This is a genomic window from Sphingobium sp. CECT 9361 (assembly GCF_918741285.1).
Taxonomy (GTDB): domain Bacteria; phylum Pseudomonadota; class Alphaproteobacteria; order Sphingomonadales; family Sphingomonadaceae; genus Sphingobium.
On the sequence record NZ_CAKKNC010000005.1, the window covers coordinates 151,243 to 175,926 of the forward strand.

General features: G+C 60.6%; 20 protein-coding genes. 15 read left to right on the plus strand and 5 right to left on the minus strand.

Annotated features, from left to right (window positions below; all coding sequences use genetic code 11):
- Complete coding sequence (locus LQ220_RS09985) at positions 1-1,050, minus strand: GNAT family N-acetyltransferase (RefSeq protein WP_230188135.1); 1,050 nt, start codon at positions 1,048-1,050, stop codon at positions 1-3.
- Positions 1,051-1,080: 30 nt separating this feature from the next.
- On the opposite strand from LQ220_RS09985, the gene LQ220_RS09990 reads away from it, so the two are divergent.
- The 13 genes from LQ220_RS09990 (at position 1,081) to LQ220_RS10050 (ending at position 17,696) form a co-directional block, all read left to right on the plus strand.
- Positions 1,081-2,625 carry an acyl-CoA ligase (AMP-forming), exosortase A system-associated gene (locus LQ220_RS09990; RefSeq protein WP_230188136.1) on the plus strand — a complete coding sequence of 515 codons (1,545 nt, stop codon included), beginning with the start codon at positions 1,081-1,083 and terminating at the stop codon, positions 2,623-2,625.
- The gene (locus LQ220_RS09995; RefSeq protein ID WP_230188137.1) at positions 2,622-3,854 is read left to right on the plus strand and encodes a pyridoxal-dependent decarboxylase, exosortase A system-associated; all 1,233 of its coding nucleotides are present in this window, start codon (positions 2,622-2,624) and stop codon (positions 3,852-3,854) included. Before LQ220_RS09990 ends, LQ220_RS09995 begins: the two co-directional genes overlap by 4 nt.
- Before the next feature lie 155 nt (positions 3,855-4,009).
- Positions 4,010-4,654: an XrtA/PEP-CTERM system exopolysaccharide export protein gene (locus LQ220_RS10000; protein WP_230188138.1), complete on the plus strand. Its 645-nt coding sequence runs from the start codon at positions 4,010-4,012 to the stop codon at positions 4,652-4,654.
- A gap of 28 nt (positions 4,655-4,682) precedes the next feature.
- Positions 4,683-6,191 carry an XrtA system polysaccharide chain length determinant gene (locus LQ220_RS10005; RefSeq protein ID WP_230188139.1) on the plus strand — a complete coding sequence of 503 codons (1,509 nt, stop codon included), beginning with the start codon at positions 4,683-4,685 and terminating at the stop codon, positions 6,189-6,191.
- Between the two features lie 12 nt (positions 6,192-6,203).
- Positions 6,204-7,118, plus strand: coding sequence for an exopolysaccharide biosynthesis protein (locus LQ220_RS10010; RefSeq protein ID WP_230188140.1), 915 nt, complete (start codon positions 6,204-6,206; stop codon positions 7,116-7,118).
- Positions 7,115-8,743, plus strand: coding sequence for a hypothetical protein (locus tag LQ220_RS10015; RefSeq protein ID WP_230188141.1), 1,629 nt, complete (start codon positions 7,115-7,117; stop codon positions 8,741-8,743). The genes LQ220_RS10010 and LQ220_RS10015 overlap by 4 nt, the downstream gene beginning before the upstream one ends.
- A gap of 17 nt (positions 8,744-8,760) precedes the next feature.
- Entirely contained in the window at positions 8,761-9,909 is a 1,149-nt protein-coding gene (locus LQ220_RS10020; protein WP_230188142.1) for an XrtA/PEP-CTERM system-associated ATPase, read from the plus strand.
- Positions 9,910-9,939: 30 nt separating this feature from the next.
- Positions 9,940-10,797, plus strand: coding sequence for an XrtA system polysaccharide deacetylase (locus tag LQ220_RS10025; protein WP_230188143.1), 858 nt, complete (start codon positions 9,940-9,942; stop codon positions 10,795-10,797).
- On the plus strand, positions 10,794-11,867 hold the full coding sequence (locus LQ220_RS10030) for a FemAB family XrtA/PEP-CTERM system-associated protein (protein ID WP_230188144.1): 1,074 nt from the start codon (positions 10,794-10,796) through the stop codon (positions 11,865-11,867). Before LQ220_RS10025 ends, LQ220_RS10030 begins: the two co-directional genes overlap by 4 nt.
- A gap of 17 nt (positions 11,868-11,884) precedes the next feature.
- Positions 11,885-13,105, plus strand: coding sequence for a TIGR03087 family PEP-CTERM/XrtA system glycosyltransferase (locus LQ220_RS10035; RefSeq protein ID WP_230188225.1), 1,221 nt, complete (start codon positions 11,885-11,887; stop codon positions 13,103-13,105).
- Positions 13,102-14,625, plus strand: coding sequence for an exosortase A (gene xrtA, locus LQ220_RS10040; RefSeq protein WP_230188145.1), 1,524 nt, complete (start codon positions 13,102-13,104; stop codon positions 14,623-14,625). Before LQ220_RS10035 ends, xrtA begins: the two co-directional genes overlap by 4 nt.
- A gap of 11 nt (positions 14,626-14,636) precedes the next feature.
- A complete protein-coding gene (locus LQ220_RS10045) occupies positions 14,637-16,532 on the plus strand; it encodes an XrtA/PEP-CTERM system amidotransferase (protein ID WP_230188146.1) in 1,896 nt (631 codons plus the stop codon).
- Positions 16,533-16,670: 138 nt separating this feature from the next.
- A complete protein-coding gene (locus LQ220_RS10050; protein ID WP_230188147.1) occupies positions 16,671-17,696 on the plus strand; it encodes an aspartate-semialdehyde dehydrogenase in 1,026 nt (341 codons plus the stop codon).
- 6 nt (positions 17,697-17,702) lie between these two features.
- Here the strand turns inward: LQ220_RS10050 and LQ220_RS10055 are convergent, their stop codons facing one another.
- From LQ220_RS10055 to LQ220_RS10065, 3 genes are read right to left on the minus strand one after another with little or no spacing between them, the layout of a single operon-like run.
- Positions 17,703-19,262, minus strand: a complete 1,560-nt coding sequence (locus tag LQ220_RS10055; RefSeq protein WP_230188148.1) for a DHA2 family efflux MFS transporter permease subunit — start codon at positions 19,260-19,262, stop codon at positions 17,703-17,705.
- Between the two features lie 2 nt (positions 19,263-19,264).
- Positions 19,265-20,374 carry an HlyD family secretion protein gene (locus tag LQ220_RS10060; RefSeq protein ID WP_230188149.1) on the minus strand — a complete coding sequence of 370 codons (1,110 nt, stop codon included), beginning with the start codon at positions 20,372-20,374 and terminating at the stop codon, positions 19,265-19,267.
- Positions 20,367-20,834: a MarR family transcriptional regulator gene (locus LQ220_RS10065; protein WP_230188150.1), complete on the minus strand. Its 468-nt coding sequence runs from the start codon at positions 20,832-20,834 to the stop codon at positions 20,367-20,369. Before LQ220_RS10065 ends, LQ220_RS10060 begins: the two co-directional genes overlap by 8 nt.
- Before the next feature lie 315 nt (positions 20,835-21,149).
- Between LQ220_RS10065 and LQ220_RS10070 the strand changes: the two genes are divergently transcribed.
- Positions 21,150-21,884 (plus strand): alpha/beta fold hydrolase, encoded by a 735-nt coding sequence (locus tag LQ220_RS10070; RefSeq protein WP_230188226.1) that lies wholly within the window; start codon positions 21,150-21,152, stop codon positions 21,882-21,884.
- A gap of 157 nt (positions 21,885-22,041) precedes the next feature.
- Positions 22,042-23,184, plus strand: coding sequence for a GGDEF domain-containing protein (locus LQ220_RS10075; protein ID WP_230188151.1), 1,143 nt, complete (start codon positions 22,042-22,044; stop codon positions 23,182-23,184).
- A 3-nt stretch (positions 23,185-23,187) separates the two neighbouring features.
- Here the strand turns inward: LQ220_RS10075 and LQ220_RS10080 are convergent, their stop codons facing one another.
- Positions 23,188-24,651, minus strand: a complete 1,464-nt coding sequence (locus tag LQ220_RS10080) for an AMP nucleosidase (protein ID WP_230188152.1) — start codon at positions 24,649-24,651, stop codon at positions 23,188-23,190.
- Between the last annotated feature and the right edge of the window lie 33 nt (positions 24,652-24,684).

Consider the following 24,684-nt stretch of genomic DNA (forward strand, 5'->3'; position numbering starts at 1 on the left):
CTATCGCGTCAACCTTCCCGCGACAAGGCTGGAAATCCGCGCGCGCAAGGCCGGCAGCCATGCAACGGGGAAGTGGAGATTGTAAGCGTCGATCCTGTAAAGCGGGCGTTGCGCTTCCATCCAGTCCATCTTATACCGATTGTTGCCCGTGCCATAGTCGATTTGCATCACTAGATCTTCCTCGATCGCGGCGCGGAACATATGGTGGCTGAGCAAGGTGCCGGGCGATTGTGCGTCATATGCGATATCGTGCGCGAGCTTATGGATCAGCGCGACATTGTTCTGCACCGTCCATAGCTGCGCAGCGACAGGCACCCCATCCATGCGCGCGAAGCCAAGGCGGAGCGTTCCGGCGTCCGCTTGCTGTTGCGCCAGGGCGCGCAGAAACGGGAAATGCGGCTCGGATGGCTTCCAGCTCTTGCCGTAAACCGTCAGATAGTCGGCCCAAAGACTATCGGTGACGTCATGGTAAATGGTAAAATCGAAAGGCGCGCCACGCCCCTTGCGCTGAACGAGGGTACGAAGTGGGCCTGGGCGCGTCGCCCAATAGGCGTCGAAGTCTCGCCCGTTCAGATCGAGAAAATGGTTGATGCCCATTTGACGCGACACGGCACTCCATCCGCTATCGTGTAACGCTGTCATCATTAGAGCCAATGTCCCGTCGTCTTCCGTTATGGGATAAAGGTCGATATGGGCCACGCGCTTCGCCACACTGTGCGTCATGGCGGCAAGCAAACGCGCTTTTATGGCGGGATCGCTGGCGTTGTCGAAAACAGGTCGAAAAGCGAAACTGTACCAATTTGCCAACGCGCTACGCCGACGCGCGCCCGTTTCCGTCAGAAACAGCCAGGCTTGCGCGTCGCTTTCAGCCACACGGACGATGTCGGCATTCCGGTCGGAAAAGCAAAACCGATGGAGCAGTTCGAGCCATCCGAACCGGTCGAACAGCGGTCGGTCGCACACGATATCCGGCGACCCGGCCCCATGGCACCAGGCTTCGACAAAGCTGCGATATTCCCATCGCCCCTGCAAAGGACTATCTCCCGCCATGAGAATGCGTCGTAGCGGGGAAGTCTGGACATGAAGTTAAGCACGGCGTCCGTGGATCAAAAACCCAAAACGCGGCCCATCGACCACATTCTGCTGCGCGGGGAACCGACTCGTCCGGCATTGGACGGGCGTTCGGGGCATCTCGATTTTGCCGAACTTGAGAGTACTTTGGGTCATCTGGCGGCATGGCTTCAGGGATTCGGTCTTCCCCCCGGAGAGCGCGTGGCAAGCTGGGTCGCAAAAGGGCCGGTGGCCGCGCTAATGCCCATGGCGGCAACCCGCGCCGGGCTAGTGCATGTGCCCATCAATCCACTGCTGAAACGCGCGCAAGCCGCCCATATCCTGTCGGATAGCGGTACGCGCCTGTTGATCGGGACGCAGGCGCGGCTCGATACGCTGGAGGGAGGCGATGTGCCGCCCGATTGCCAGACACATAGCGAGAGCGACACAGCTTGCGCGATGACAGGCGGCCCCACCTTGCCACCCTCCGACGCAGAACCCGATACGCTCGCCGCCATTCTTTACACCAGCGGTTCGACAGGGAAACCAAAGGGCGTGATGCTAAGCCATGCCAACCTCTGGTTGGGCGCCGTCGCCGTTGCAGATTATCTCAAGATTACACCACAGGACAGAACACTCTGCGTCCTGCCCTTCAGCTTCGACTACGGGCAGAACCAGTTGTTCTCTACATGGTATGCGGGCGGCTGTGTGGTGCCACTGGACTATCTCACTCCGCGTGACGTCATCAAATCCATAGAACGGCGTCAGGTTACCACGCTTGCCGGGGTGCCGCCGCTATGGGTACAACTTACCGAACTGGACTGGCCCGCCGAAGTGGCTGCGCAACTGCGACGGCTAACAAACAGCGGCGGCGCCTTGACGCCCACACTCGTCGCGCGATTGCGGGCGTTATTTCCTAATGCCGATCTTTATCCCATGTACGGCCTGACCGAAGCCTTTCGCTCGACCTATCTCCCGCCTGCCTTGGTGGACAGTCATCCCGACAGCATGGGGAGAGCAATCCCCTTCGCGGAGATACTGGTCGTACGCCCCGATGGCACGCTGACCGACGACAATGAACCCGGCGAACTCGTCCATTGCGGCCCGCTCGTCGCCCAAGGCTACTGGAATGATAGGGCGCGCACGGCAGAGCGCTTCCGTCCCGCACCGGAAGTGTCAGCTTATGGCGGCATGGCAGTATGGTCTGGCGATACCGTCCGCCGCGATGCGGAAGGGCTACTCTATTTCGTCGGCCGCGATGATGCGATGATAAAGTCCGCCGGCAACCGCATCAGCCCTACGGAAGTAGAAGAGTCAGCGATGACCGTCCCCGGCGTCCTGGAAGCGATAGCGCTAGGCGTTCCCGACCCACGGCTTGGCGCAGCAGTGCGCCTGTTGCTAAGGGGCAAGCCGGGCGTCGATCCGACGCTACTGGAGAATGACGTGCGCGGTCACCTGAAGCAGGATCTACCCAATTTCATGCAGCCCCGCGACATCCGCTTTGTGGATGCTTTCCCGGCCAATGCGAATGGGAAAATCGACCGTGTTGCTGTGGCACGGGAGCATGGCGAATGAAGCCCATGGGCCCAATCCCGGCGTGGTTCGCCAGTGAAGAAGCTATGCTCCTCATCGGCGGCTGCGGTGCGGCTTCGCTGGTCGACGAGGCAGGCGATACGCCTTTGTTCGTCTACGATCTTGGAATAATCGAAGCCCAGATCCGGCATCTGCGTGACGTCATGCCGCCGGATTTGTCGATCCACTATGCGATCAAGGCCAACCCTTATTTACCGTTGCTGGCCCATATGGTCGGGCTAGTCGATGGGTTCGATATCGCGTCGGGCGGCGAGCTGGATATGGCGCTGGCTGCGGGGCAGTCGCCCGATCACATCAGCTTTGCCGGCCCAGGCAAGCGCGACGACGAACTTGCTGCCGCGATACGCGCAGGCGTCACCCTCAATCTGGAATCGGAGGGAGAGGCGGCGCGCGCCCTGCAAATCGCCGAGCGCCTTGGGCGCAAGCCTAATCTGGCCGTGCGCGTGAACCCAGATTTCGACTTGCGCGGCTCAGGTATGCGGATGGGTGGTGGCGCCAAGCCCTTTGGCGTTGATGCCGATCGCGCCGCGGCACTGGCGCGCACGGTGATCGACGCAGGCGCAAACTGGCGCGGCTGGCATATCTTTGCGGGCAGTCAGGCACTGGACCCGATGGCGCTCATCGAAACGCAGGCCGCCACCATCGCTCTGGCCGCACGATTATCCGAACAGGTCGGCGTTACCCCGCCGCTCGTCAATCTGGGTGGCGGCTTTGGCATCCCCTATTTCCCCGGCGATGTGCGCCTCGACATCCGCCCCATTGGCGTGGCGCTGGCAGAGGCATTGGAAAGTCGCCCAGCAATTCTCGCTGATACGCGCTTCGCCCTTGAATTGGGCCGCTGGCTGGTGGGCGAGGCAGGCGTGTACCTTACGCGCGTCATCGATGTGAAGGACAGCCAAGGCGAACGCTTCGCCATAGTGGATGGCGGCATGCACCACCAACTGGCTGCCAGCGGTAATTTCGGCACCGTCGTTCGCCGGAATTATCCCATAGCCATCGCCAACAAATTCGACCACGCTTCATTAGCCGATCCCGTCAGCGTCGTCGGTTGCCTGTGCACCCCGCTGGACCGATTGGGCGACAAAGTTGCGCTACCCAGTATCGAAGTGGGCGATCTCATCGCTGTCTTCATGGCGGGTGCGTATGGCGCAACCGCCAGCCCTGCTGCCTTCCTCGGTCACCCAGCGCCGCGGGAAATGGTCGTCGGCTAAGCCACAGACTGATCCAAAAAGGGCCGAAATCCTCCACGCCTAACGCTATCTTTACCCTTTGCAGCCAAAAAGACGGCTGAAGCCATGCGTGCTTCGCGGCTGCCTCACCTCTTGGGCACTGCGACGCGCATCGCGGGTAAAGAGGTGAGACGATCATGGTATCTGGTGCATTTGGCCGTGTTTTGCTGGGTGTTTCGTTGGCGGCAGTGACGCTGTCTGGCTGCGCAACCACGCGGGACGCACCGACTCTGCCGACGGCCTCCTTTGTCGGCACGGACGAAGGGCCGGGCGAGGAATATGTCATCGGCCCCCTCGATGAACTCACCATCTTTGTCTGGCGTAACCCGGAACTCGGCGCCAAGGTTCAGGTGCGTCCCGACGGTCGCATCACCACACCGCTGATTACAGACCTGCCAGCCGTCGGCAAAACGCCGGCTGTTCTTGCAGAGGACATCAAGCAGGCGCTGACCAAATATATCGAAAACCCGCTGGTATCGGTCATCGTCAACAACTTCTCCGGCACTTACAGCCAGCAGATCCGCATCGTCGGCGCCACCGAAAAGCCCGCGTCGATCCCATATCGCGCGAACATGACGCTGCTGGATGCCATGATTTCCGTAGGTGGCCTTTCCGAATTTGCAGCGGGCAACCGCGCGCGCCTGATCCGACATGAGCGCGCGACGGGCAAGCAGAAGGAATTTGCTGTTCGCCTCAACGACCTCATCAAAAAGGGCGACACGCGCGCCAATGTGCTGCTTGCGCCGGGCGATGTCATCATCATCCCCGAAAGCATGTTTTGACGCGAAATATCAGGAATAACAGAACGATATGTCTGGTCTCTACGACGAAATCCTGATTGCGCTGCACGGCGTTTGGAACCGCCGCTGGCTTGCGCTCGCCGTCGCATGGGGCATCTGCATGGTCGGCTGGCTGGTCGTGTCGCTGATCCCCAACAGCTACGAATCGAAAGCGAAGGTCTACGTCCAGACGCAATCGATCCTGCCGGGGCAGATTGGCATTACCCCGGTCGAGCAGCAGCAAGGCGTGGACCGCGTAAAGCAAACCCTCGCCAGCGCTACCAATCTCGAAAAGGTGGTGCGCGGCACCGATCTCGCACAGACCGTTTCGAGTGACCGCGACGTAGCCGCGAAGGTTGCGGCGCTGCGCACAAGCATCAAGGTCGTTTCGACCCAGGACAATCTGTTCGAAATCACGGCATCGTCATCCGACACCAGCCTGTCCGATGGTGCCAATGCGCGCCTGTCGGCCCAGATCACGCAAAAGCTCATCGACATTTTCGAAGAAGAGAATGTCGCAGGCAACCGTGATGAAACGCGCCAGAGTCTCGCATTCCTCGATTCACAAGTCGCTGCGCGCGGCAAGCAGTTGCAGGATGCCGATCAGCGCCGCGTGGAATTTGAAGAGAAATATATGGGCCTGCTCCCCGGTGCGGGCTCGATCAGCACCCGCATGGATGCGGCGCGCACTGAAATCAATTCTATAGACGGCCAGTTGGTCGCCGCCCAAAGCGCGCTGTCCGCCATGAACTCGCAACTCGCCGGCACACCTGCGACCATAGCGGGCGCTTCGGGCGGCGGCACGACGGCGCTCGGATCGGTGCTGGGGGAAATCGCCGCTGCCAAAGCGCGCGGCTGGACGGAAAATCACCCCGATATCGTCGCACTTCGCCGTCAGGCTGCGGCGCTGAAAGGGCAGGGCGGGGCATCGGCCGTGACTGGCACACCGAACCCCACCTATACGTCGCTCAAATCCATGCAGGCCGAACGCGCCGCCACTGTGCAGGCGCTGCAATCGCGCAAGAGCCAGATCCAGGCGGATCTGAACGCGATGTCCTCGCGCCAGATTTCCGAACCCGGCGTCGCGTCCGAGCAGGAACGGCTCGACCGCGAATATGAGGCGCTCAAGACGCAATATGACAAGCTGCTGGCCGATCGTGAACAAGTCCGCCTGCGCGGCGACGTTCAGAACGAAACCGGCGCCGTCAAATTCCGCGTCATCGATCCACCTGCCGTACCGTCCACACCTGCCGCGCCCAATCGCCCGCTGTTGTTGATCGCGGTGCTGATCGTCGGCATCGGCGGCGGCATCGGCACGGCCTTTGCGATGGGGCAGGTGCAAACGACGTATCCCACCGCCGCACGTCTCGAAAAGGCGGCGGGCCTGCCCGTCATTGGCGCGATCACCGAAACGCTCACCACGGCACAGCATGTCGTGCGCAAGCAAAGGCTGAAGTTGTTCCTGGCGGGCAGCGGCGGACTGGCGGGCGTCTGCCTGCTGCTGGTCGCTGTGGAATTCGTTCAGCGCGGCATGGCGTGAGGGACTATAATAATGACCAAACATAGCCCCATCGACCTGCCCAAGCCGTCCGGCAACTCCCTGCTGGAACGGGCGTCCAGCCTTTACGACTTCGGTGCTGCCTTGCGCGGTCCGGGTATGCCGCCGGTGGTGCCGCAGGTCATCGAACCTGTCCCACATGCCGCAGACACCGCCATGCCCGTGGCGCGAAGCTGGTCCGGTCCGCTCCATCCCATCGATCGCGATGCGCTTGAAACTGCAGGGTTCGTCCTCCCCGATGGCCCCGTCAGCGGCATCAGCGAAGAGTTCCGCATCGTAAAGCGCCAGCTTCTGCTAGGCGCGCGCGATAGCGAGGAATCCGTTGCACGCGGTAACCGCATCCTCGTCTGTTCGGCCCATCCCGGCGAAGGCAAGACCTTCTGCGCCGTCAATCTGGCGCTCTCGATGGCTGCGGAAAAGGACATCGAAGTCCTCCTGATCGACGCCGATTTCGCCAAGCCCAGCGTGATGTCCACACTGGGCCTGCCCGATGGTCCCGGCTTTATGGACGTGCTTGCCGACCCCGCGCTCTCGGTCGAGGACTGCGTCGTCCGCACCGAATTTCCCTCGCTTGCCGTACTGCCAGCAGGCGGTCGGACCAACAACGATACCGAGTATCTCGCCTCCGCGCGCACCGGCCATCTGCTGGATGCTCTGACGGCGGGCAATCCCAACCGCATCCTCCTGTTCGATTCGCCGCCGCTGCTTGCTGCGTCCCCCGCTGCCGTGCTTGCTGCGCATGTGGGACAGGCGTTGATGGTCGTGCGCGCCGACAAGACCACCGAGAACGCCCTTCGCGACGCCGCAAACCTGCTCAAAGCCTGCGCACATGTGCAGTTGCTGCTGAACGGCGTCAAATTCTCCGCCAGCGGCCGCCGCTTCGGCAATTATTACGGAAAGGGGGAATGAAAATGCCCCGCACTTTGCCCATGATCGCGGCTGGCCTGATGGTCGCCGCCACGCTGGCCCATCCGGCCAGTGCACGCACGCAAACAGACGTATCGCCCTATCTGGAAGTAAACCAGATCGCGATTGCCAACTGGCAGGGCGGCAACGACGAAGTGCTAACCTACACGACGGTCGCTGCAGGCGTAGACGCCAGCATCACCACCCAACGCGCAGAAGTGGGCGTGAACGCCCGCTATGAGCGGCGTTTTGGCTGGGGCAACAACATCCCCGATCAGGATGCGATCAGCGGCCTTTTGCGTGGTCGGGTCAATCTGATCCGCGATACGCTCAGTCTGGAAGGCGGCGCCATCGCTACCCGCATTCGTACCGATGGTTTGGTCGGCGCGAACAATCTGCTGACCGGCAACGTCGATTCCACCACGCAAGTCTATTCCGCTTATGTCGGCCCCACGCTGACGACCCGCATCGGTGATCTCAACCTCAATGGTGCCTATCGCTTCGGCTATACAAAGATCGAGGACGATTTTGGCATCGGTGTGCCTGGATCGCCCGCATTGGGCAGCTTCGATGAAAGCCACAGCCATACCGCAACCTTCTCGGCAGGAATGCAGCCCGGTCCACTCCCCGTGGGCTGGTCCATCGGCGGCGGCTATAACCGTGAGGATGCCAACGTCCTTGATCAGCGCTTTGAAGACAAATATGTGCGCGGCGACATCACCGTCCCCGTTTCGCCGACTCTCGCCTTGGTCGGCGGCGTCGGTTATGAAGACGTGAAAATCAGCCAGCGTGGCGCGTTGCTGGACGCCAGCGGCGCCCCGGTCCTCAGCGACAAAGGGCGTCTGATCACTGATCCGGCGTCGCCCCGCCTGTTATCCTACGACACGGACGGCATCATCTGGGATGCAGGCGTGTTGTGGCGCCCCAGCCGCCGTACATCGCTGGAAGCACGTGTCGGTCGCCGTTATGGCAACATGAACTACACCGGGTCTTTCTCCTGGCGCCCAAGCCGCGATACGTCCGTCAACATCGCAGTCTACGACAGCATCGAAAGCTTTGGACGGTTGCTGAACGGCAACATCGCAGGGCTATCCACCGACTTCAACGCTTCGCGCAATCCGTTCAGCGGCGATATCAACCCCTGTGTCCAGTCGGCCACCGGTGGCGGCCAGTGCTTCAACGACACGTTGAGCGCGATCAGCGGCTCCAACTTCCGTCGCCGCGGCATATCCGGCCAATTCGCCACCGCCAGCGGTCGTACCAACTGGGGCTTAGGCGTCGGATATTCACGCCGCACCTTCCTCGCGCCCGACAATGCCACCTTCGCCAGCGTCAACGGCTCGCACGACGATAACTATTACGCGCAACTGTTCGCCAATCGCCGCCTCGATGCGCAATCGGGGATCGATGGCACGCTTTACGCGAATTACTACGACAGCGGCATCAACGGCGATGGCGTAGGCGGCATTGGCGACGTCACGAATGTGGGCGCAAACGCCAGCTATTATCGCAATTTTGGTCGTCGCCTGACCGCCACAGCCGCTCTTGGTGTCGACGCCGTCGATCCACAGGGCATAGACAGCATCATCAGCGCGCTGGGCCAGATCGGCCTGCGCTACCAATTCTGACGGCCGGAGAGACGCGCATGTACGATCAATATTATGGATTGTCGGGTCGCCCGTTCCAACTTACACCCGATCCGCATTTCTATTTTGAAAGCGCAACGCATCGTAAGGCATTGTCTTATCTGGGTTATGGTCTGGCGCAGGGCGAAGGCTTCATCGTCATCACGGGCGACATCGGCGCGGGTAAGACGACACTGGTCGGCCATGTTATGGGCACCGTCGATCCCGCACGCCTGACCGCTGCCAAGATCGTCTCGACACAGGTCGGCGGTGACGACATCCTGCGTCTCGCTGCACAGAGCTTTGGCTTGTCGGCGGAAGGCCAGACCAAGGCGCAACTCCTGCAAAGGATCGAAGCGTTCCTCCATGCGCAGGCGCGTGCGGGCAAGCGCAGCCTTCTGATCGTCGACGAAGCCCAGAACCTGGCCATTTCCGCGATCGAAGAATTGCGGATGCTCAGCAATTTTCAGTTGGGCGGTCAGGCGCTGCTTCAGATTTTCCTGCTGGGCCAGCCCGAATTTCGCGACCTCCTCAAATCGCCTGAATTGGAGCAGCTTCGCCAGCGTGTCATTGCGACCCACCATCTTGAACCGATGCTGGAAAGCGAGATCGAACCTTATGTTCTCCATCGCCTCCGTCTCGTTGGCTGGGAAGGCAATCCGCAATTCACCGCGGATGCATTCGCCGCGCTCTACGCTGCAACCGATGGCGTACCGCGCCGGGTGAACGTGATTGCCAGCCGCCTACTGCTGCTGGGTGCCATGGATCAGCTTGGCGTGATCGACGCCGATACGGTGGCTGCGGTGTTGGCCGACATGGGTCAGGAAACCGAAGAACCTGCGGTCGTTGCGCCTTCGCCGATGGATCGTGCCGCCGAACCTTCTTCCGTTCCAGCGCCCGACGCTTCGGCTATCAAGGTGATCCATGCGGAACTTGATCTTCTCCGCACGGAACTTGCCGAAGCGAAAAGAGCGCTGGCCGCGCAGGGCAGTGCACCCGATAGTGAGGAAGTCGTCGAGGTGCTTGCCTATTTCGACAAGCGTCTTGACGTCATCGATGCGCGTTCGCGGGAACAGGACACGGCCTTGCGCCGGGTACTGACGCTCCTCGTGGACTGGGTGGAACGCGACGAACAGGCTATGGGATCTTCTCACAGCCAGGCTGCCTGACGGGCAGTGGGATGGGGACAAGTGAATTCCATGCAGAACGCCCTGTCGGTGGACGTCGAGGACTGGTTTCAAGTCGGCGCCTTTGAAAAGACGATAGACCGCGCCGATTGGGACGGCTTGGCGCATCGTGTCGAGCGTAACACCGACGAAGTGCTGGCCCTGTTCGCCGATGCTGGCGTGTCGGCGACGTTCTTCACTTTGGGCTGGGTCGCCGAACGCTACCCCGCCTTGATGCGCCGGATCGTAGACGCCGGGCATGAACTGGCCAGCCACGGCTACGACCACCGGCGCGTCTTCACCTTCGCGCCGGAGGACTGGCGCGCCGACCTGCGCAAATCGCGTGCGATCCTTGAGGATGCGTCCGGCACCGCTGTCACCGGCTATCGTGCACCCAGCTTCTCCATCGACACGCGCACCCCTTGGGCCCATACGATCCTCGCCGAGGAAGGCTATGCCTATTCCAGCAGCGTAGCGCCGGTGAAGCACGACCATTATGGCTGGCCAGATTCACCCCGCTTCGCCTGGAAGCCATGCGCGGACAATCCGCTGATCGAGCTGCCCGTCACCACTGCCCGCTTCGCCGGACGAACGCTTGCGGCAGGCGGCGGCGGCTTTTTCCGCTTGCTTCCCTACGCCTTCTCCCGCTGGGCCATCCGGCAAGTAAATGGCGACGCACAACGACCCGCCATCATCTATTTCCACCCATGGGAAATCGACCCGGATCAACCCCGCGTCGCCAACGCGCCGCTGCGCTCCAAGGTTCGGCACTACAGCAACCTCTCTGTCATGGCGCCAAAGCTGCGCCGACTGGCGCGAGACTTCCGCTGGACCAGAGTCGATGCCATCGCGGCTCAGGAATCGCAGCGGCTTGAGGATATGGCGGCATGACAGCGCACAGCAACAACTGGACCACCGCCGACCGGATCACGGTGGAACATGCCCCGCTGGATGATGCGTCCATCGATGCCTGGGTCATGGCCCACCCACGCTCAACGCCATTCCATCGCCCTGCATGGGTCCGCGCCGTTGCGGAAGGCACAGGCCAAACGCCGCTCATGCTCGTCGCCCGCGATGCCAGCGGCAAGATCGTCGGCCTGCTTCCCCTCACGCTCATCCGGTCGCTCCTGTTCGGCAAAGCCCTCGTCTCCACCGGCTTCTCGGTCGACGGCGGCATATTGGCCGACGACCCGGCGGTCGCTGACGCTCTTGCCACTGCCTGCTGGACGCTGGCCGAACGTCATGGCTGCACTACGGCAGAACTGCGCGGCGGAATGCTCCCCGACCTCGGCTGGTCGGTCAAAAACGACACCTATCTCAATTTCTCCAAATCTTTGGCGGCCGATGACGCCGCGCAACTGGCTGCCGTTCCACGCAAGCACCGCGCCGAACTGCGCAAGGGGCTGGACAACGGCCTGACCGTCGAGATCGGCCGCAGTGAAAAACTGAGCGCGCTGCACTACAGCCTGTACGCGCGCAGCGTTCACCGGCTGGGCACGCCTGTCTTTCCACGCACGCTGTTCGAAAAGACCCTGGATGCAATGGGCAATGATGCCGATATCATTTTGATATCAAACAATAATGATCCCGTTACAGCCACCCTGTCGCTCTATCATAACGGCACATGTATGCCCTATTGGCAGGGATCGTCGGATGCCGCACGAGCGCTCCGCTCGAACGAAGTCGCTTATTTTCATCTGATGAACCACGCGCGCAACCGCGGTTGCCACACATTCGACTTTGGACGCTCGAAGGTGGGCACAGGCCCGGCCGCATGGAAGAAAAGCTGGGGCTGGGAAGGCGTGCCACTCTCCTACGCCGTCCGTTCTGCCGAAGGGCAGGACGCCCGCGACGTCAATCCGCTCTCCCCGCAATATCGCCGCAAGGTCCAGCTGTGGAAGAAGCTCCCGCTCGGCATTGCCAATCTTCTCGGCCCGCATATCGCGCGAGGCCTCGGATGACGCCCGCCGCCGATGCGGTGGCGGGCGAAATCCTGTTCCTGTGCCATCGTATCCCGTTCCCCCCGGATCGTGGCGACAAGATCCGCTCCTTCCATCTCCTGCGCAAACTCGCTGAGATAGCGCCGGTGCACGTGGGGTGCTTTGGCGACGACGCACGCGACCTGTCATTCGCCCCTATGCTGGCCGAGATCGCAAAATCGCAAGTTGTCCTCCAACGCAATGGTTCGCGCGTAACAGGCGGCTTGCGCGGCCTCGCGAGAAACCAGCCACTGCTCGTCTCCCTGTTCGATAACCCCGCCATGCACCGCTGGGTCACCAGAACCCTTGGCGACCGCCCTATCCGCGCTGTCGTGGCCTACTCCGTGCAAATGGCCCATTTCGTCCCCGTCCTGCCAACAGCCACTCGGTTCTTTATGGACTTCGTGGACTTCGATTCCGCCAAATATGCCGCCTACGGTGCGGAACAGTCTGGCCCGATGGGCTGGATCAATCGCCGCGAAGGCCAAAAGCTGCTGGCGTTCGAACGTGATGTCGCCATGCGCGCGGACGTCAGCACCTTCGTAAGCGAAGCCGAAGCGGCCATGTTCCGCGCCGCGACCGGGACGGGAATCGACCGCGTCCGTGCCATGGAAAACGGCGTCGCTCTCGATTATTTCGACCCCGCCGCCTCCTTCGCCACCTTGACGCTAGCGGAAAGGGGGGAGGGGCCGCTGATCGTGTTCACCGGCCAGATGGACTATCGCCCGAACATCGAAGCGGTGGAGAGCTTCGCCCGCCAAAGCCTCCCACTCATCCGCCAGTCCCGCCCCGACGCCCGCTTCGCCATCGTCGGTCGCGCGCCCACCAGCGCCGTGCAGGCGCTTGCCGAGATTCCCGGCGTCATCGTGACAGGCGGCGTAGACGATGTGCGCGGCTGGCTCGCCGCCGCCGATGTCGTCGTCGCGCCGCTGCGGATCGCGCGCGGTATCCAGAACAAGGTGCTCGAAGCGATGGCGATGGCCCGCCCCGTGGTGGCCTCCCCGCAAGCCGCCGAAGGCATAGACGCGACGCACGGCGCGCATCTGCTGGTCGCGCCCGACCCATCGGAAGAAGCCGCGATGGTTCTCGCGCTGCTGGGCGATACCGACCGCGCACAAGCGCTCGGCAAAGCCGCCCGTCAGCGAATGGTCGAGCGTTATGAGTGGGATCGCACTTTGGCGGCGCTTCCCGAACTCGTCATGGGCGGCACCTTGGCATGACCGCAGCCACCGCCACCATGCCGTCACGATCCTTTACGGGATGGCGCGCCCACCTGGCGGCGCTGGCTGTCGTCGCTGCGGCCATCCTGCTGCTCTTCATCCGGGACGCGCACGATATGGTCGCGATCTGGTGGAACGCGTCCACCTTTCAGCATTGCCTGTTCGTGCCGTTCCTGATCGGCTGGCTGGTGCATCAGCGCTTGCCGGGCCTGAGCCAACTCACCCCGCAGGCATGGGCGCCCGGCCTCTTATGGCTCGGCCTCGGCAGCTTCGCCTGGCTTCTGGGCGATGCCGCAGGCGTTGCCCTGTTTCGCCACGCGGGCCTCGTCGTAATGCTGCAAGGTGCCGTCATGGCGCTGCTCGGCCCCAATGTCGCGCGCGCGCTCACCTTCCCCCTGTTCTACGCCTTTTTCATGGTTCCGTTCGGTGAGGAAGTCGTCCCCACCCTACAAATCCTGACCGCCCACCTCTCGATGTGGCTGCTCACTCTGGCGGGCATCCCCGCGCATATGGAGGGCGTGTTCATCACCACGCCCACCGGCTATTTCGAAGTGGCCGAAGCCTGTTCCGGTGCGAAATTCCTGATCGCAATGGCCGCTTACGCCGTTCTTGTCGCCAACGTCTGTTTCCGCCGCTGGACCCGGCGCATTCTGTTCGTCGGCGGAGCGCTGGCGCTTTCCGTCCTGGCAAACGGCGTCCGCGCCTTCCTCACGATCCTCGTTGCGCATCTGACGACCGTCGATGCCGCAGTCGGGTTCGATCATGTCGTATTCGGCTGGATATTCTTCGGCGTCATCATGGTGATCGTGATGGCCGTCGCATGGCCCTTCTTCGACCGGAAACCCACCGATCCCGGGTTCGATCCTGACGCCCTGAAGGGCACTATCGGGCTTCGCAGCCCTATGAGTTGGGTAGCACCCGCCGCCCTGGCACTCGCTGCACTGGCACCTGTCTGGTCTGCCGTCATGGCGGCCAGCAGCGCGCCGGTTCCGGCCCATATCTCCCTGCCCAAAATCCCCGGCTGGTCACGCACGGCGCAGCCGCAATCCTACCCCTGGACTCCCCATTTCAGCAGTGCGGACCATTTCGTGTCAGGCCGATATGCCGATGCGCAGGGACGAATCGTCGATCTATCCATCGCCGTCTACACCCGCCAACAAGAAGGCCGCGAACTGGTCGGCTTCGGTCAGGGCGCAGTCGGTCCCGATAGCAAATGGGCGTGGACGTCCCCCGCCTTCGCACCGGCCAATGGCATGGGAGAACGCATCATCGCGCCCGGTCCCGTGGTCCGCGACGTCATGACATTCTATGCGGTCGGCGGTGCCATCACCGGCAGCGCGGGCGCTGTAAAGCTTGCCACGCTCAAAGCGCGCCTGCTCGGTCGCGATCAGCGCGCCGTCGCGATCCTCGTCTCCGCCGAAGACCGCGAAGGCCATTCCGCTCAAACCGCCATGACGGCATTTCTGCGTGACCTTGGCCCCGTGAAGGATTTGGCTGACGCCAGCGCCGGCATCCGCTAGGGCAACCGCATATGTGTGGCATAGCGGGTATCTTCCATCTCGAAACGGCAAAGCCGGTCGATCCGGCGCGGGTGCGGCTGATGACCGACGCCATCGCGCATCGCGGGCCGGACGGCGCAGGCGTATGGACCGCGCCGGGCGTCGGGCTGGGCCATCGCCGCCTGTCTATCATAGACCTTGGCGGCGGCGCGCAGCCGATGCTGACCCCGGACGAAAGTCTCGCCGTCACCTTCAACGGCGAAATCTACAATTTTGCCGAGGTGCGGCGCGAACTCGAAGGGAAGGGGCATCGCTTCCGTACCGACAGCGACACCGAAGTCATCCTTCACGGTTATCGTCAATGGGGCGAGGCCTGCGTCAATCGCTTCGACGGTATGTTCGCCTTCGCCCTGTTTGACCGCCACGCCAATGCCCTGTGGCTGGTGCGTGACCGCCTTGGCGTCAAGCCGCTGCATTACGCGCAGGTTTCTGACGGCAGTGTAATTTTCTCTTCCGAATTGAAAGGTTTGCTGGCTAACCCTCTGTTGCGCCGTGACCCCGATGTGACGGCTATCGAGGACTATATGGCCTATGGCTATGTCCCGGACGATGCCTGCCTCGTCGCAGGGGTCAAGAAACTCGGGGCAGGGGAGACGCTCCGCCTCGTGCGGGGCCAGCCGATCAGCCGTCCGCAAAAATACTGGGACATCAGCTTTGCCGACCGCAGCGTCGCGACCCCGCAGGCGCTGGAAGAGGAACTGACGTCACTGATGCGCGCCGCCGTTCGCTCGCGGATGGTTGCCGATGTGCCGCTCGGCGCATTCCTTTCGGGCGGCGTCGACAGCAGCAGCGTCGTCGCCTTGATGGCGGAGGCGAGCGGGCAGGCGGTCAAGACCTGCACCATAGGCTTCGATGTCGCTGCGCTCGACGAGACGGCTTATGCCGACCGCATCGCGCGCCGCTTCGCTACCGATCATCGCACCCGCATTGTATCCTCGGAAGACTATGGCCTGATCGACACGCTCGCCTTCCATTTCGACGAACCTTTCGCCGATGCGTCCGCATTGCCTACCTACCGAGTCTGCGAACTGGCGCGCGAAACTGTCACCGTCGCGCTGTCAGGCGACGGCGCAGACGAAGCCTTCGCCGGATACCGCCGTCACCGCTTCCAGTATCAGGGCGAACGCTTCCGCTCCCTTATCCCCGACAGCATCCGCCAACCATTGTTCGGCACCTTGGGCCGCTTCTACCCCAAAGCCGACTGGGCACCGCGCGCCTTACGCGCCAAGTCCACTTTCTTGGAACTCGCGCAGAACGGTGCCGAAGCCTATGCCGCATCGGTCGGCGTTACACCGCACGCCATGCGCCAGCGGCTCTACACCGCCGATATGCGGGCCGCACTCGCTGGCCACCGCGCCGAAGATCGTTACGTTAGTGCAATGAATAACGCCCCGGCCCGCGAACCCCTCGACCGCGCTCAATATGCCGATATGAAAATCTGGCTCCCCGGCGACATCCTGACCAAGACCGACCGGATGAGCATGGCTGTCGGTCTGGAAGCAAGAGAACCGTTACTCGATCATCGGCTTATGGAATTTGCCGGACGCCTCCCCGTCAACCAGCGTATCCGGGGGAACAGCGGCAAATATCTCATGAAAAAGGCGATGGAAGCCTATTTGCCGCAGGACATCCTCTATCGCCAGAAAATGGGCTTCGTAACCCCGATCACTGACTGGTTTCGCGGCCCTCTCGCCGGTGAAGCCAGCGCTGTCGCAGGCGGCTCTGCCATAGCGCGCACTGGCCTGTTCGACCTCAAAACCATGGGCAAGGCGGCGTCCGACCATCGCAGCGGCATAGCCGACAACGGCCGTTTGCTTTGGCAACTGGTCATGCTGGACAAGGCGCTCTCGCGGCTGTTCAAACTTTAGAATCGTTTTTACGTGTCGACTTATTCATAAACGGCACGCAACTTTCCCGCCCTAAAGCAAAGCTGCACTGGACAAACAGGGTCAGCGCGCTATGCGCCAACGCGCCATATATTAGGGGCAATCGTACTGGAGTCTGTGATGGGTTATCGTGTCGTCGTCGTCGGAGCCACCGGAAATGTGGGCCGCGAAATGCTGAACATTCTGGCCGAGCGGGAATTCCCGGCGGACGAGATTGCGGTTCTGGCATCCTCGCGCTCGACCGGCACCACGATTGAATATGGCGACACGGGCAAAATGCTCAAGGTGAAGAATGTCGAGCATTTCGACTTCACCGGATGGGACATCGCGCTGTTTTCCGCCGGTTCCGAACCGACCAAGATCTACGCGCCGAAGGCGGCTGCGGCGGGCTGCATCGTCATCGACAACAGCTCGCTCTATCGCATGGACCCGGACGTTCCGTTGATCGTGCCCGAAGTGAACCCCGAAGCGATCGACGGCTATACGAAGAAGAACATCATCGCGAACCCCAACTGCTCGACTGCGCAGATGGTCGTGGCGTTGAAGCCCCTGCATGATGCTGCGAAGATCACGCGCGTCGTCGTCTCGACCTATCAGTCCGTGTCCGGCGCAGGCAAGGAAGGCATGGACGAACTGTTCGAACAGTCGCGCAACATCTTCGTCGGTGATCCAGCCGAACCCAAGAAGTTCACCAAGCAGATCGCTTTCAACGTGATCCCGCACATCGACAGCTTCCTCGACGACGGTTTCACCAAGGAAGAGTGGAAGATGGTCGTCGAGACCAAGAAGATCCTCGATCCCAAGATCAAGGTCGTCGCTACCTGTGTCCGCGTCCCCGTGTTCGTCGGCCACAGCGAAGCGATCAACATCGAGTTCGAGAATGAAATCTCGGCGACGAAGGCCCAGTCGATCCTCCGCGAAGCGCCCGGCATCATGCTGATCGATAAGCGTGAAGATGGCGGCTATGTCACGCCCGTCGAATGCGTCGGCGATTACGCCACCTTCATCAGCCGCGTTCGCGAAGATCCGACCGTGGAAAACGGTCTGGTCCTGTGGTGCGTATCGGACAATCTGCGTAAGGGCGCGGCACTGAACGCCGTTCAGATCGCTGAGCTGCTGGGCCGCCGCCACCTCAAAAAGGGCTGATAGCGTCTATTCCATCGCCATATGCGGAAGGTCGTCTTCATCGGCCTTCCGCTTTGGCTTGCGAAGCAGCAGAAGTAGCGGCAACCCCGCCAAAGTAGCGAACATCATGAAGTAAAAATCGTCGAGATAGGCGATCATCGCTGCCTGTTTGTTCACCATCGCATCCAGTCCGCTCATGATCGTATCGCCCCCAGACCCCAGCACGCTCACCATGCTTGGGTCCGCGGGTAGATTATAGGGGGTCACGGTCCCTGCGATATCGGCATGGCTCACCTGAATATTGCGTGCCAGCAGTGCCGTGACGATCGCTATTCCGACACTTGCCCCAAGGTTGCGCGACAGGTTCAGCAAGCTTGCCGCGTCGGTTCGATACTCATTCGGGAGAGTGGCAAAACTCAGCACGGTAAGCGGCACAAACACGAGGCCCAGCCCCAGCCCCTGGATAAACCCGCTCAGGACGATCGGTCTCCAGTCCATCTCGAGAGACCATCCGGTCATTAACCCCAACGATCCGGCCATGATGGCAAAGCCCAATCCAAGCAGCAGACGTTGATCAACAACGCCCGCAATTCGGCCAGTCAATGCCGTCGTCAATAAGACGCCGGCGCCACGGGAAGATAAAATGATGCCGGTATCGAGTACCGAGTATCCAAAGAGGTTCTGAAGCAATGGCGGGAGCAGCGCCATCGCTGCCATCATCACGACGCCAATAACAAACATAAGGAGCGTGCCCGAAACCAGATTGCGATCCTGGATCATTGCGGGTGGAAACAAGGGCTTCGGGGCCGTTGCCATGTGTACCGCGAACATCCAGAGGCCGGTGACGGCGATACCTGCTTCAATCCAGATTTCGTTAGATGTGAACCAGTCGACATGCGGCCCGCGGTCCAGCATCAATTGCAGTCCTGCCAATCCTATGGCGAGCATGCCCCAACCCACCATATCGAACTTTCGCGATGTGTTGGGTTTGCGCGGCAAAAGAAACCATAATCCGACAAGGCACGCTAGACCGATCGGAATGTTGACGAAAAACACCCATCTCCAATTATAATTCTCTGTCAGCCACCCCCCTATAATGGGTCCGAGGATGGGCCCGATCATGACCCCCATTCCATAGATCGACATGGCTTTTGCGTGTTCTGATGGCCGATTGACGTCCAGCATGATCGTTTGAGCGAGTGGCGCCAGAAAGGCGCCACCGACACCCTGCAGCAGTCTGAACACCACCATCTCACTCAGGCTTGTGGCAATGCCGCAAAAAATCGAAGCCACCACGAAAAGGACCACTGACGCAATAAACAGATTCCGTGCGCCGTAGCGGGCCGCCAACCAGCCGGTAAGCGGAATAGCGACTGCAGCGGCCAGGATGTAGCTAGTCAGCACCCATGTTATACTGTCCTGCGTCGCACCGAGCGCAGCTTGCATATGTGGCAAGGCAACGTTGGCGATGGTTGTATCGAGCACTTGCATCAGCATTGCTGCCATGACCGATATGGTCAGCAGTGCTTTGTTGCGGACTACGACATTGGGAGCATCTTTTGCCGGGGCAGCGCTACTTGCCGCCATTGCTACTTTCCAGCTTTGCGAATGTCGACGACCACTTTTGCGGACTGACCGGCAATCATCGGACGAGGCGATTTATCGTCGAAGGCAATGCGAACAGGAACGCGCTGCGTAACCTTCACCCAGTTGCCATTGGCGTTCTGCGCGGGGAGTACCGCAAATTCGGAGCCTGTTCCCGCGCCAATGCTATCGATATGCCCGCGAAGCTTCAAATCGGGATAGGCATCTAAGCGCACTTCGGCCGGTTGTCCGGGATACATATGGTCCAGGTCCGTTTCCTTGAAATTTGCCTCGACCCAACTCCGATCGCTGGCAACGATACTTACCGCGGGAAGACCTGTGACCATCATTTGACCCACCTGCAGGCGATCCGACTGGCTGATACGACCTGATGTCGGGGCACGGACCGTGGTACGGGTCAGATCAAGCTGCGCCTTGGCGCGCTGGGCACGGGCTGCGGCGATGTCCGGGTTCTCGCCGGGCACCTGTGCGCCGGTGGCGAGCGATGCTTTGGCTTTCTGGGCATCGACCTGCGCCAACTGAACGCGCAATTGGGCGTTCTGGAAGGCATTCTGAGCAGCCTGCAACTTGGCTCGGGTGGTGAAACCCTTGTTCATCAACTCCTGCTGCCGCTGCAATTCGGCGCGGGTGAACGTAACATCGCTTTGCGCGCCCGCGATGCCGACACCACTGGTGCTATAGTCGGTTTGCAATTCTGTTACTTTGACCTGCGCCGCCGCAATTGCCGCATCGGCTTGGGCCAAGGCAACCTCATAAGGTCGGGGATCGACCCTGAACAGAATATCGCCCGCTTTGACCATCTGGTTCTCGCGCACGTTCACCGAAACGATGCGCCCCCCAACGTCGCTGCTCACGGAAACAACATCCTGCTTGATATAGGCATTGTCAGTGCTCACGGATCGACCGCTCGTCGCGTAGAAATAGCCGCCAACTCCGGCAAGGAGCAGCGGCACCGATAGCATCAATGCCAGCCGCTTACCGCGTTTTGCCGTCTTCCGCTGAATGGGATCTGTTTCAGGCAATTCGGAACCATCCCGTTCAACGGCCATTGCCGGAGTCCCCGTTTCCCGGATCGGGCGATCGGCTTCAGCCATTGAGAACTTCCTTTTTAGCTGCGGGATCCAAATCCGTGGAATAATCGTCAATCAGATTGTTGCGAAGTCGGTCGAGCATCTCCTGTAACTGCTCGACCTCGCGAATGGAAAAGCCCTGCAGGCTCTGCGAGCGCATGTCCTCTGCTACCAAACCGAGCTGTGTCAGTAGTGGATCGGCAGCATCCGTCAGAAAAATCTGCCACGCCCGTCGGTCGGTCGGGTCGCGCCGACGTTCGACAAGTCCGGCCTGTTCGAGGCGATCGATCATACGGCAGGTCGTGATCGGTTCGACTTCCAGCCGCTCGGCAATCTGACCCTGGTTTATACCGGGAGTCCGATGTAGCATGAACAACACGCGCCATTGCGACCCAGTGACGCCCAACTGCTTTGCCGCGCCGTCAAAACGCTTACGCATTAAACGACCGATGTCGTTCACATAGAACCCAAGATGCTCTGTCATAAGCGCCAACATAATAAGCATAGTTATAAATTTCTATACTCGCTCAGCAACTTTCAGAAATATTTTTACAATTGCCCTGACGACAGGAGGATTCTCATTAAAGAGCGCAAGCAGGGGGTTTGAGCGGCAGACTCAAATGCGTAAGAATCGGCTAAAGAAATAGAGAGCAAAGAAGTCTATTTAGGCTATTGCTCGATGCGTTTCCTCAATCGATACAAGCGGTCTCACCAAGCAGCGGCGAAAAGAATATCGTCCCGCCCACTCAAAGACGGATAGATTCCATTGGCCAGTTCCCCGATTGATATCACGACGCATATGGTGCCGGGCTATCGCGATGCGATGCTGGCCGTTCATGAAATGGGAGAGGGAAGGCCGCTTCTCTTGCTGCACGGCCTGTTCTCCAATGCGCATGTGAACTGGATCAAATTCGGACACGCCGCGACCATTGCCGCACATGGCTACCGAGTCATCATGCCGGATTTTCGTGTTCACGGTCAAAGCGCCGCGCCGCACGATCCTTCGGATTATCCTCAGGACGTGCTGGCCCACGACGTCCACGCCTTGATTGCGCATTTTGAATTGACCGATTTCGACTTAGGCGGCTTTTCTCTTGGCGCGCGGACGAGTGCCTTGCTGCTGGCAAAAGGGTTGCGGCCTGCCCGCGTCATTCTGGCGGGTATGGGTTTGGAAGGGTTATCGGGCTGGGCCAAACGGCGGGATTTTTTCCTTTCGGTGATCGCCGATCGCGACACGATCAAACATGGCGATCCGCGATGGCTATCCGTCCAGTTCATGAAGACGATGAAGGTCGACCCGATTGCGGCTGTGCTCTTGCTCAACAGCTTTGGGGATGTTGATCCGGATACCCTTAGAAGTGTCGATGTCCCGACACTGGTTCTCTGCGGGAGCGAGGATAAGGATAATGGCTCGCCTGAAGCCCTTGTCGATCTTCTGCCCAACGCCCGGCTGGCGGAAGTGCCGGGAACGCATATGAGTAGTGTTACTGAAAAAGCACTTGGAGAAACAATGGCGGCATTTCTGACGGCCTGAACTTTCTACCAAATATCCGTTCGAAATATGGTGACACTACACAGTTAATCCGTAAAACCCGTCCGCGAAGCTGCGTTGCACCATAACGGGAAGTTACAGAACTGCCGTGAACCCAAATCTTGTCATCTTGTCCGTTCTGTTTTTCAGTAGCGCCATCATGTGTTTCACGCTGACATTGGCGTGGCAACATTTCGGGCGGCAGCGACATGTGATGTTCTGGGCATTGTCTTATGGCATTGCCGTTGTGCAGTGGATTTTTAATACATCGGGGCTCTTTCTCAAAAGCCCTCCGTTGATATTCATTGCAGCCGTATGTGTGCTGGCCAGTAGTTCGCTGGTCGTCATGGGCGCGCGCGTGCGCGCAAACATGCCTGTTCGCTGGCCGCAATTTCTGGTTGGGGCGGGGCTTGCTGTCATCGGCTGCGCAGTGGCCCATAGTCCTATAGGCACGCGGGCAATGCAAAGTGGCATCATCAGCGCCTATACGGGGGTGATGATGGCTGCCGCTGCAGTCGCGATATGGCCGAGAGGGAGGTCGTTCACGGCCCCCGAAAAGGCATTCTTCTCGATGCTGATCGTCTTCGTCCTGTTCGAAGGTCTGGTGACAGTCATGGGGCTGGCTTTGCCGCCGGAAGGCACGGACGCCGCGGTGATGGCATATCGGTATACGCTGGCGCTCGGTTTGCCCGCTATTTATGTCGCAATGGGCGTGACGGCGATCGTCGTTATTGCCGGCGATCTTTCCCTTCAGCTTCGGATGCTGATCAGCAACGATCAGCTAACCGGCTTGCTGAATCGCGGGGGTATCGATGAAGCCGGGGCGCGCGCCATTGCTTATGCAAAGCGGCATGAGCGCAATCTGGCCGCCGTGATGTGCGATATGGATAGCTTCAAGGACGTTAATGACGGTCATGGGCATATTGTCGGCGATGCAGCCTTGCGCGCCTTTTCGCGGGTTCTCATGGGTGCAATCCGCCAGGGCGATCTTGCTGCACGGTTCGGCGGCGACGAATTCTGCGTCCTGTTGCTCGATGCGTCGGAGGCAGAGGCCGCCGAAGTAATGGAGCGCGTGCGTGCGGGTATTGAAAAGCTGGCCGTCGACCGAATGCCCCCGGGCAGCATCAGCGCAAGCTTCGGTGTGACCGCCTTGCGGCCCGGTGACGTAAGCCTGGATGACCTGGTCGCGCGCGCCGATCGCGCATTATACGAATCCAAACAACGCGGCCGCAATCGGGTGACCATTTGGCAGGGGGGGCAAAACGCCCCTAACCAACCGCACCTGGTCCAGGCGTCCGTATAAAATTTATCGGAAGGGCGGCTCGTTGAACGCGCGTAGCTTGCGACTATGAAGGCGCGCTCCCTGTTGTCTTAACAATTCGCACGTTTCCAATCCCACTCTCAGGTGACCGGCAATCGCCTCTTCATAAAAGCGGTTGGCTTGCCCCGGCAGCTTCAATTCGCCATGGATTGGCTTGTCGGACACGCACAGCAGCGTGCCATAGGGCACGCGGAACCGGTATCCCTGAGCCGCAATCGTCGCGCTCTCCATGTCTATCCCGACGGCGCGCGACAGGCTGAAGCGCAACGCCGACTTCGAATAGCGCAGTTCCCAGTTACGGTCGTCGGTTGTGACAACGGTGCCGGTACGAAGGCGCCGCTTGAAATCGTCGCCGCTTCCCAGCACCATTTCAGCGGCATCGGCCATCGCCACCTGAACCTCGGCAATCGCCGGAACCGGTATTTCGGGGGGCAGGACATCATCGAGAACATGGTCGTCGCGCAAATATGCATGGGCGAGAACATAATCCCCAATCCGCTGGCTGGGGCGAAGGCCTCCGCAATGGCCGATCATCAACCATGCTTCCGGGCGCACCACCGCCAGATGGTCGCAGATCGTCTTGGCATTCGAGGGGCCAACGCCGATGTTCACCAGCGAAATACCACTGCGGTCGTCCGCAATGAGATGATAAGCTGGCATCTGGTGCCGCCGCCAGGCGCTGTCCGCTATCATCCGCGCAGGATCGGCGGTTTCGGATGTCACATAGACACCGCCGGCACCGGAAAGGGCGACATAGCGACTTCCCGGCTTCTTCAATTCCGCGCAAGCCCATGCGACGAACTCATCGACATAGCGATGGTAGTTGGTGAACAGGATATACCGCTGCACATGCTCGGCCGGCGTTCCGGTATAGTGCTTCAGTCGAGCAAGCGAAAAATCGGTTCGCAACCCATCGAACAGGGCGAGGGGGCGCTCGCCGCCAAGGCCGGGCAGGAACAAGCCATCGGCTATTTCGTCGCCAATCTCTGCAAGCTCAGTCGCCGGAAAATGGCGGGCCAGTTCTGTGGGCGGTACGCCGTCCAGCGCACTCATATCCAGACCGTCCAGAACATAAGGAAACGGGATTTCCTGATTGCTCAGGCCGACTTCGACTTCGACCCCGTAATCCGCGACGAGCAAGTCGATCTGTTCGGCGAGATAATCGGCAAACATCGCCGGGCGTGTAACGGTCGTGGCGTAGTCGCCCGCATGCGACAAACGTGCAAAGGATCTGCCGGGCGGTGGCGCATCGCCTTCACCCTGATAATGTACGCGAAGCTGTGGGTAGCAAAAGCGGCGATCGACCTTGGATTGCGGCCCTGGCACGGTCCCTGTCCGGGCATATTCCTGCATCGCGTCGCGCAGGGACTGTATCGATGCCTGATAGATGTCGTCCAGTTGGGCGACGATGGCGGTGCCAATGCTCGGTGAGCCGATGATTCTTGTCATCGCGTCCTGTTACCGCGAAACCCGTCGAAACGG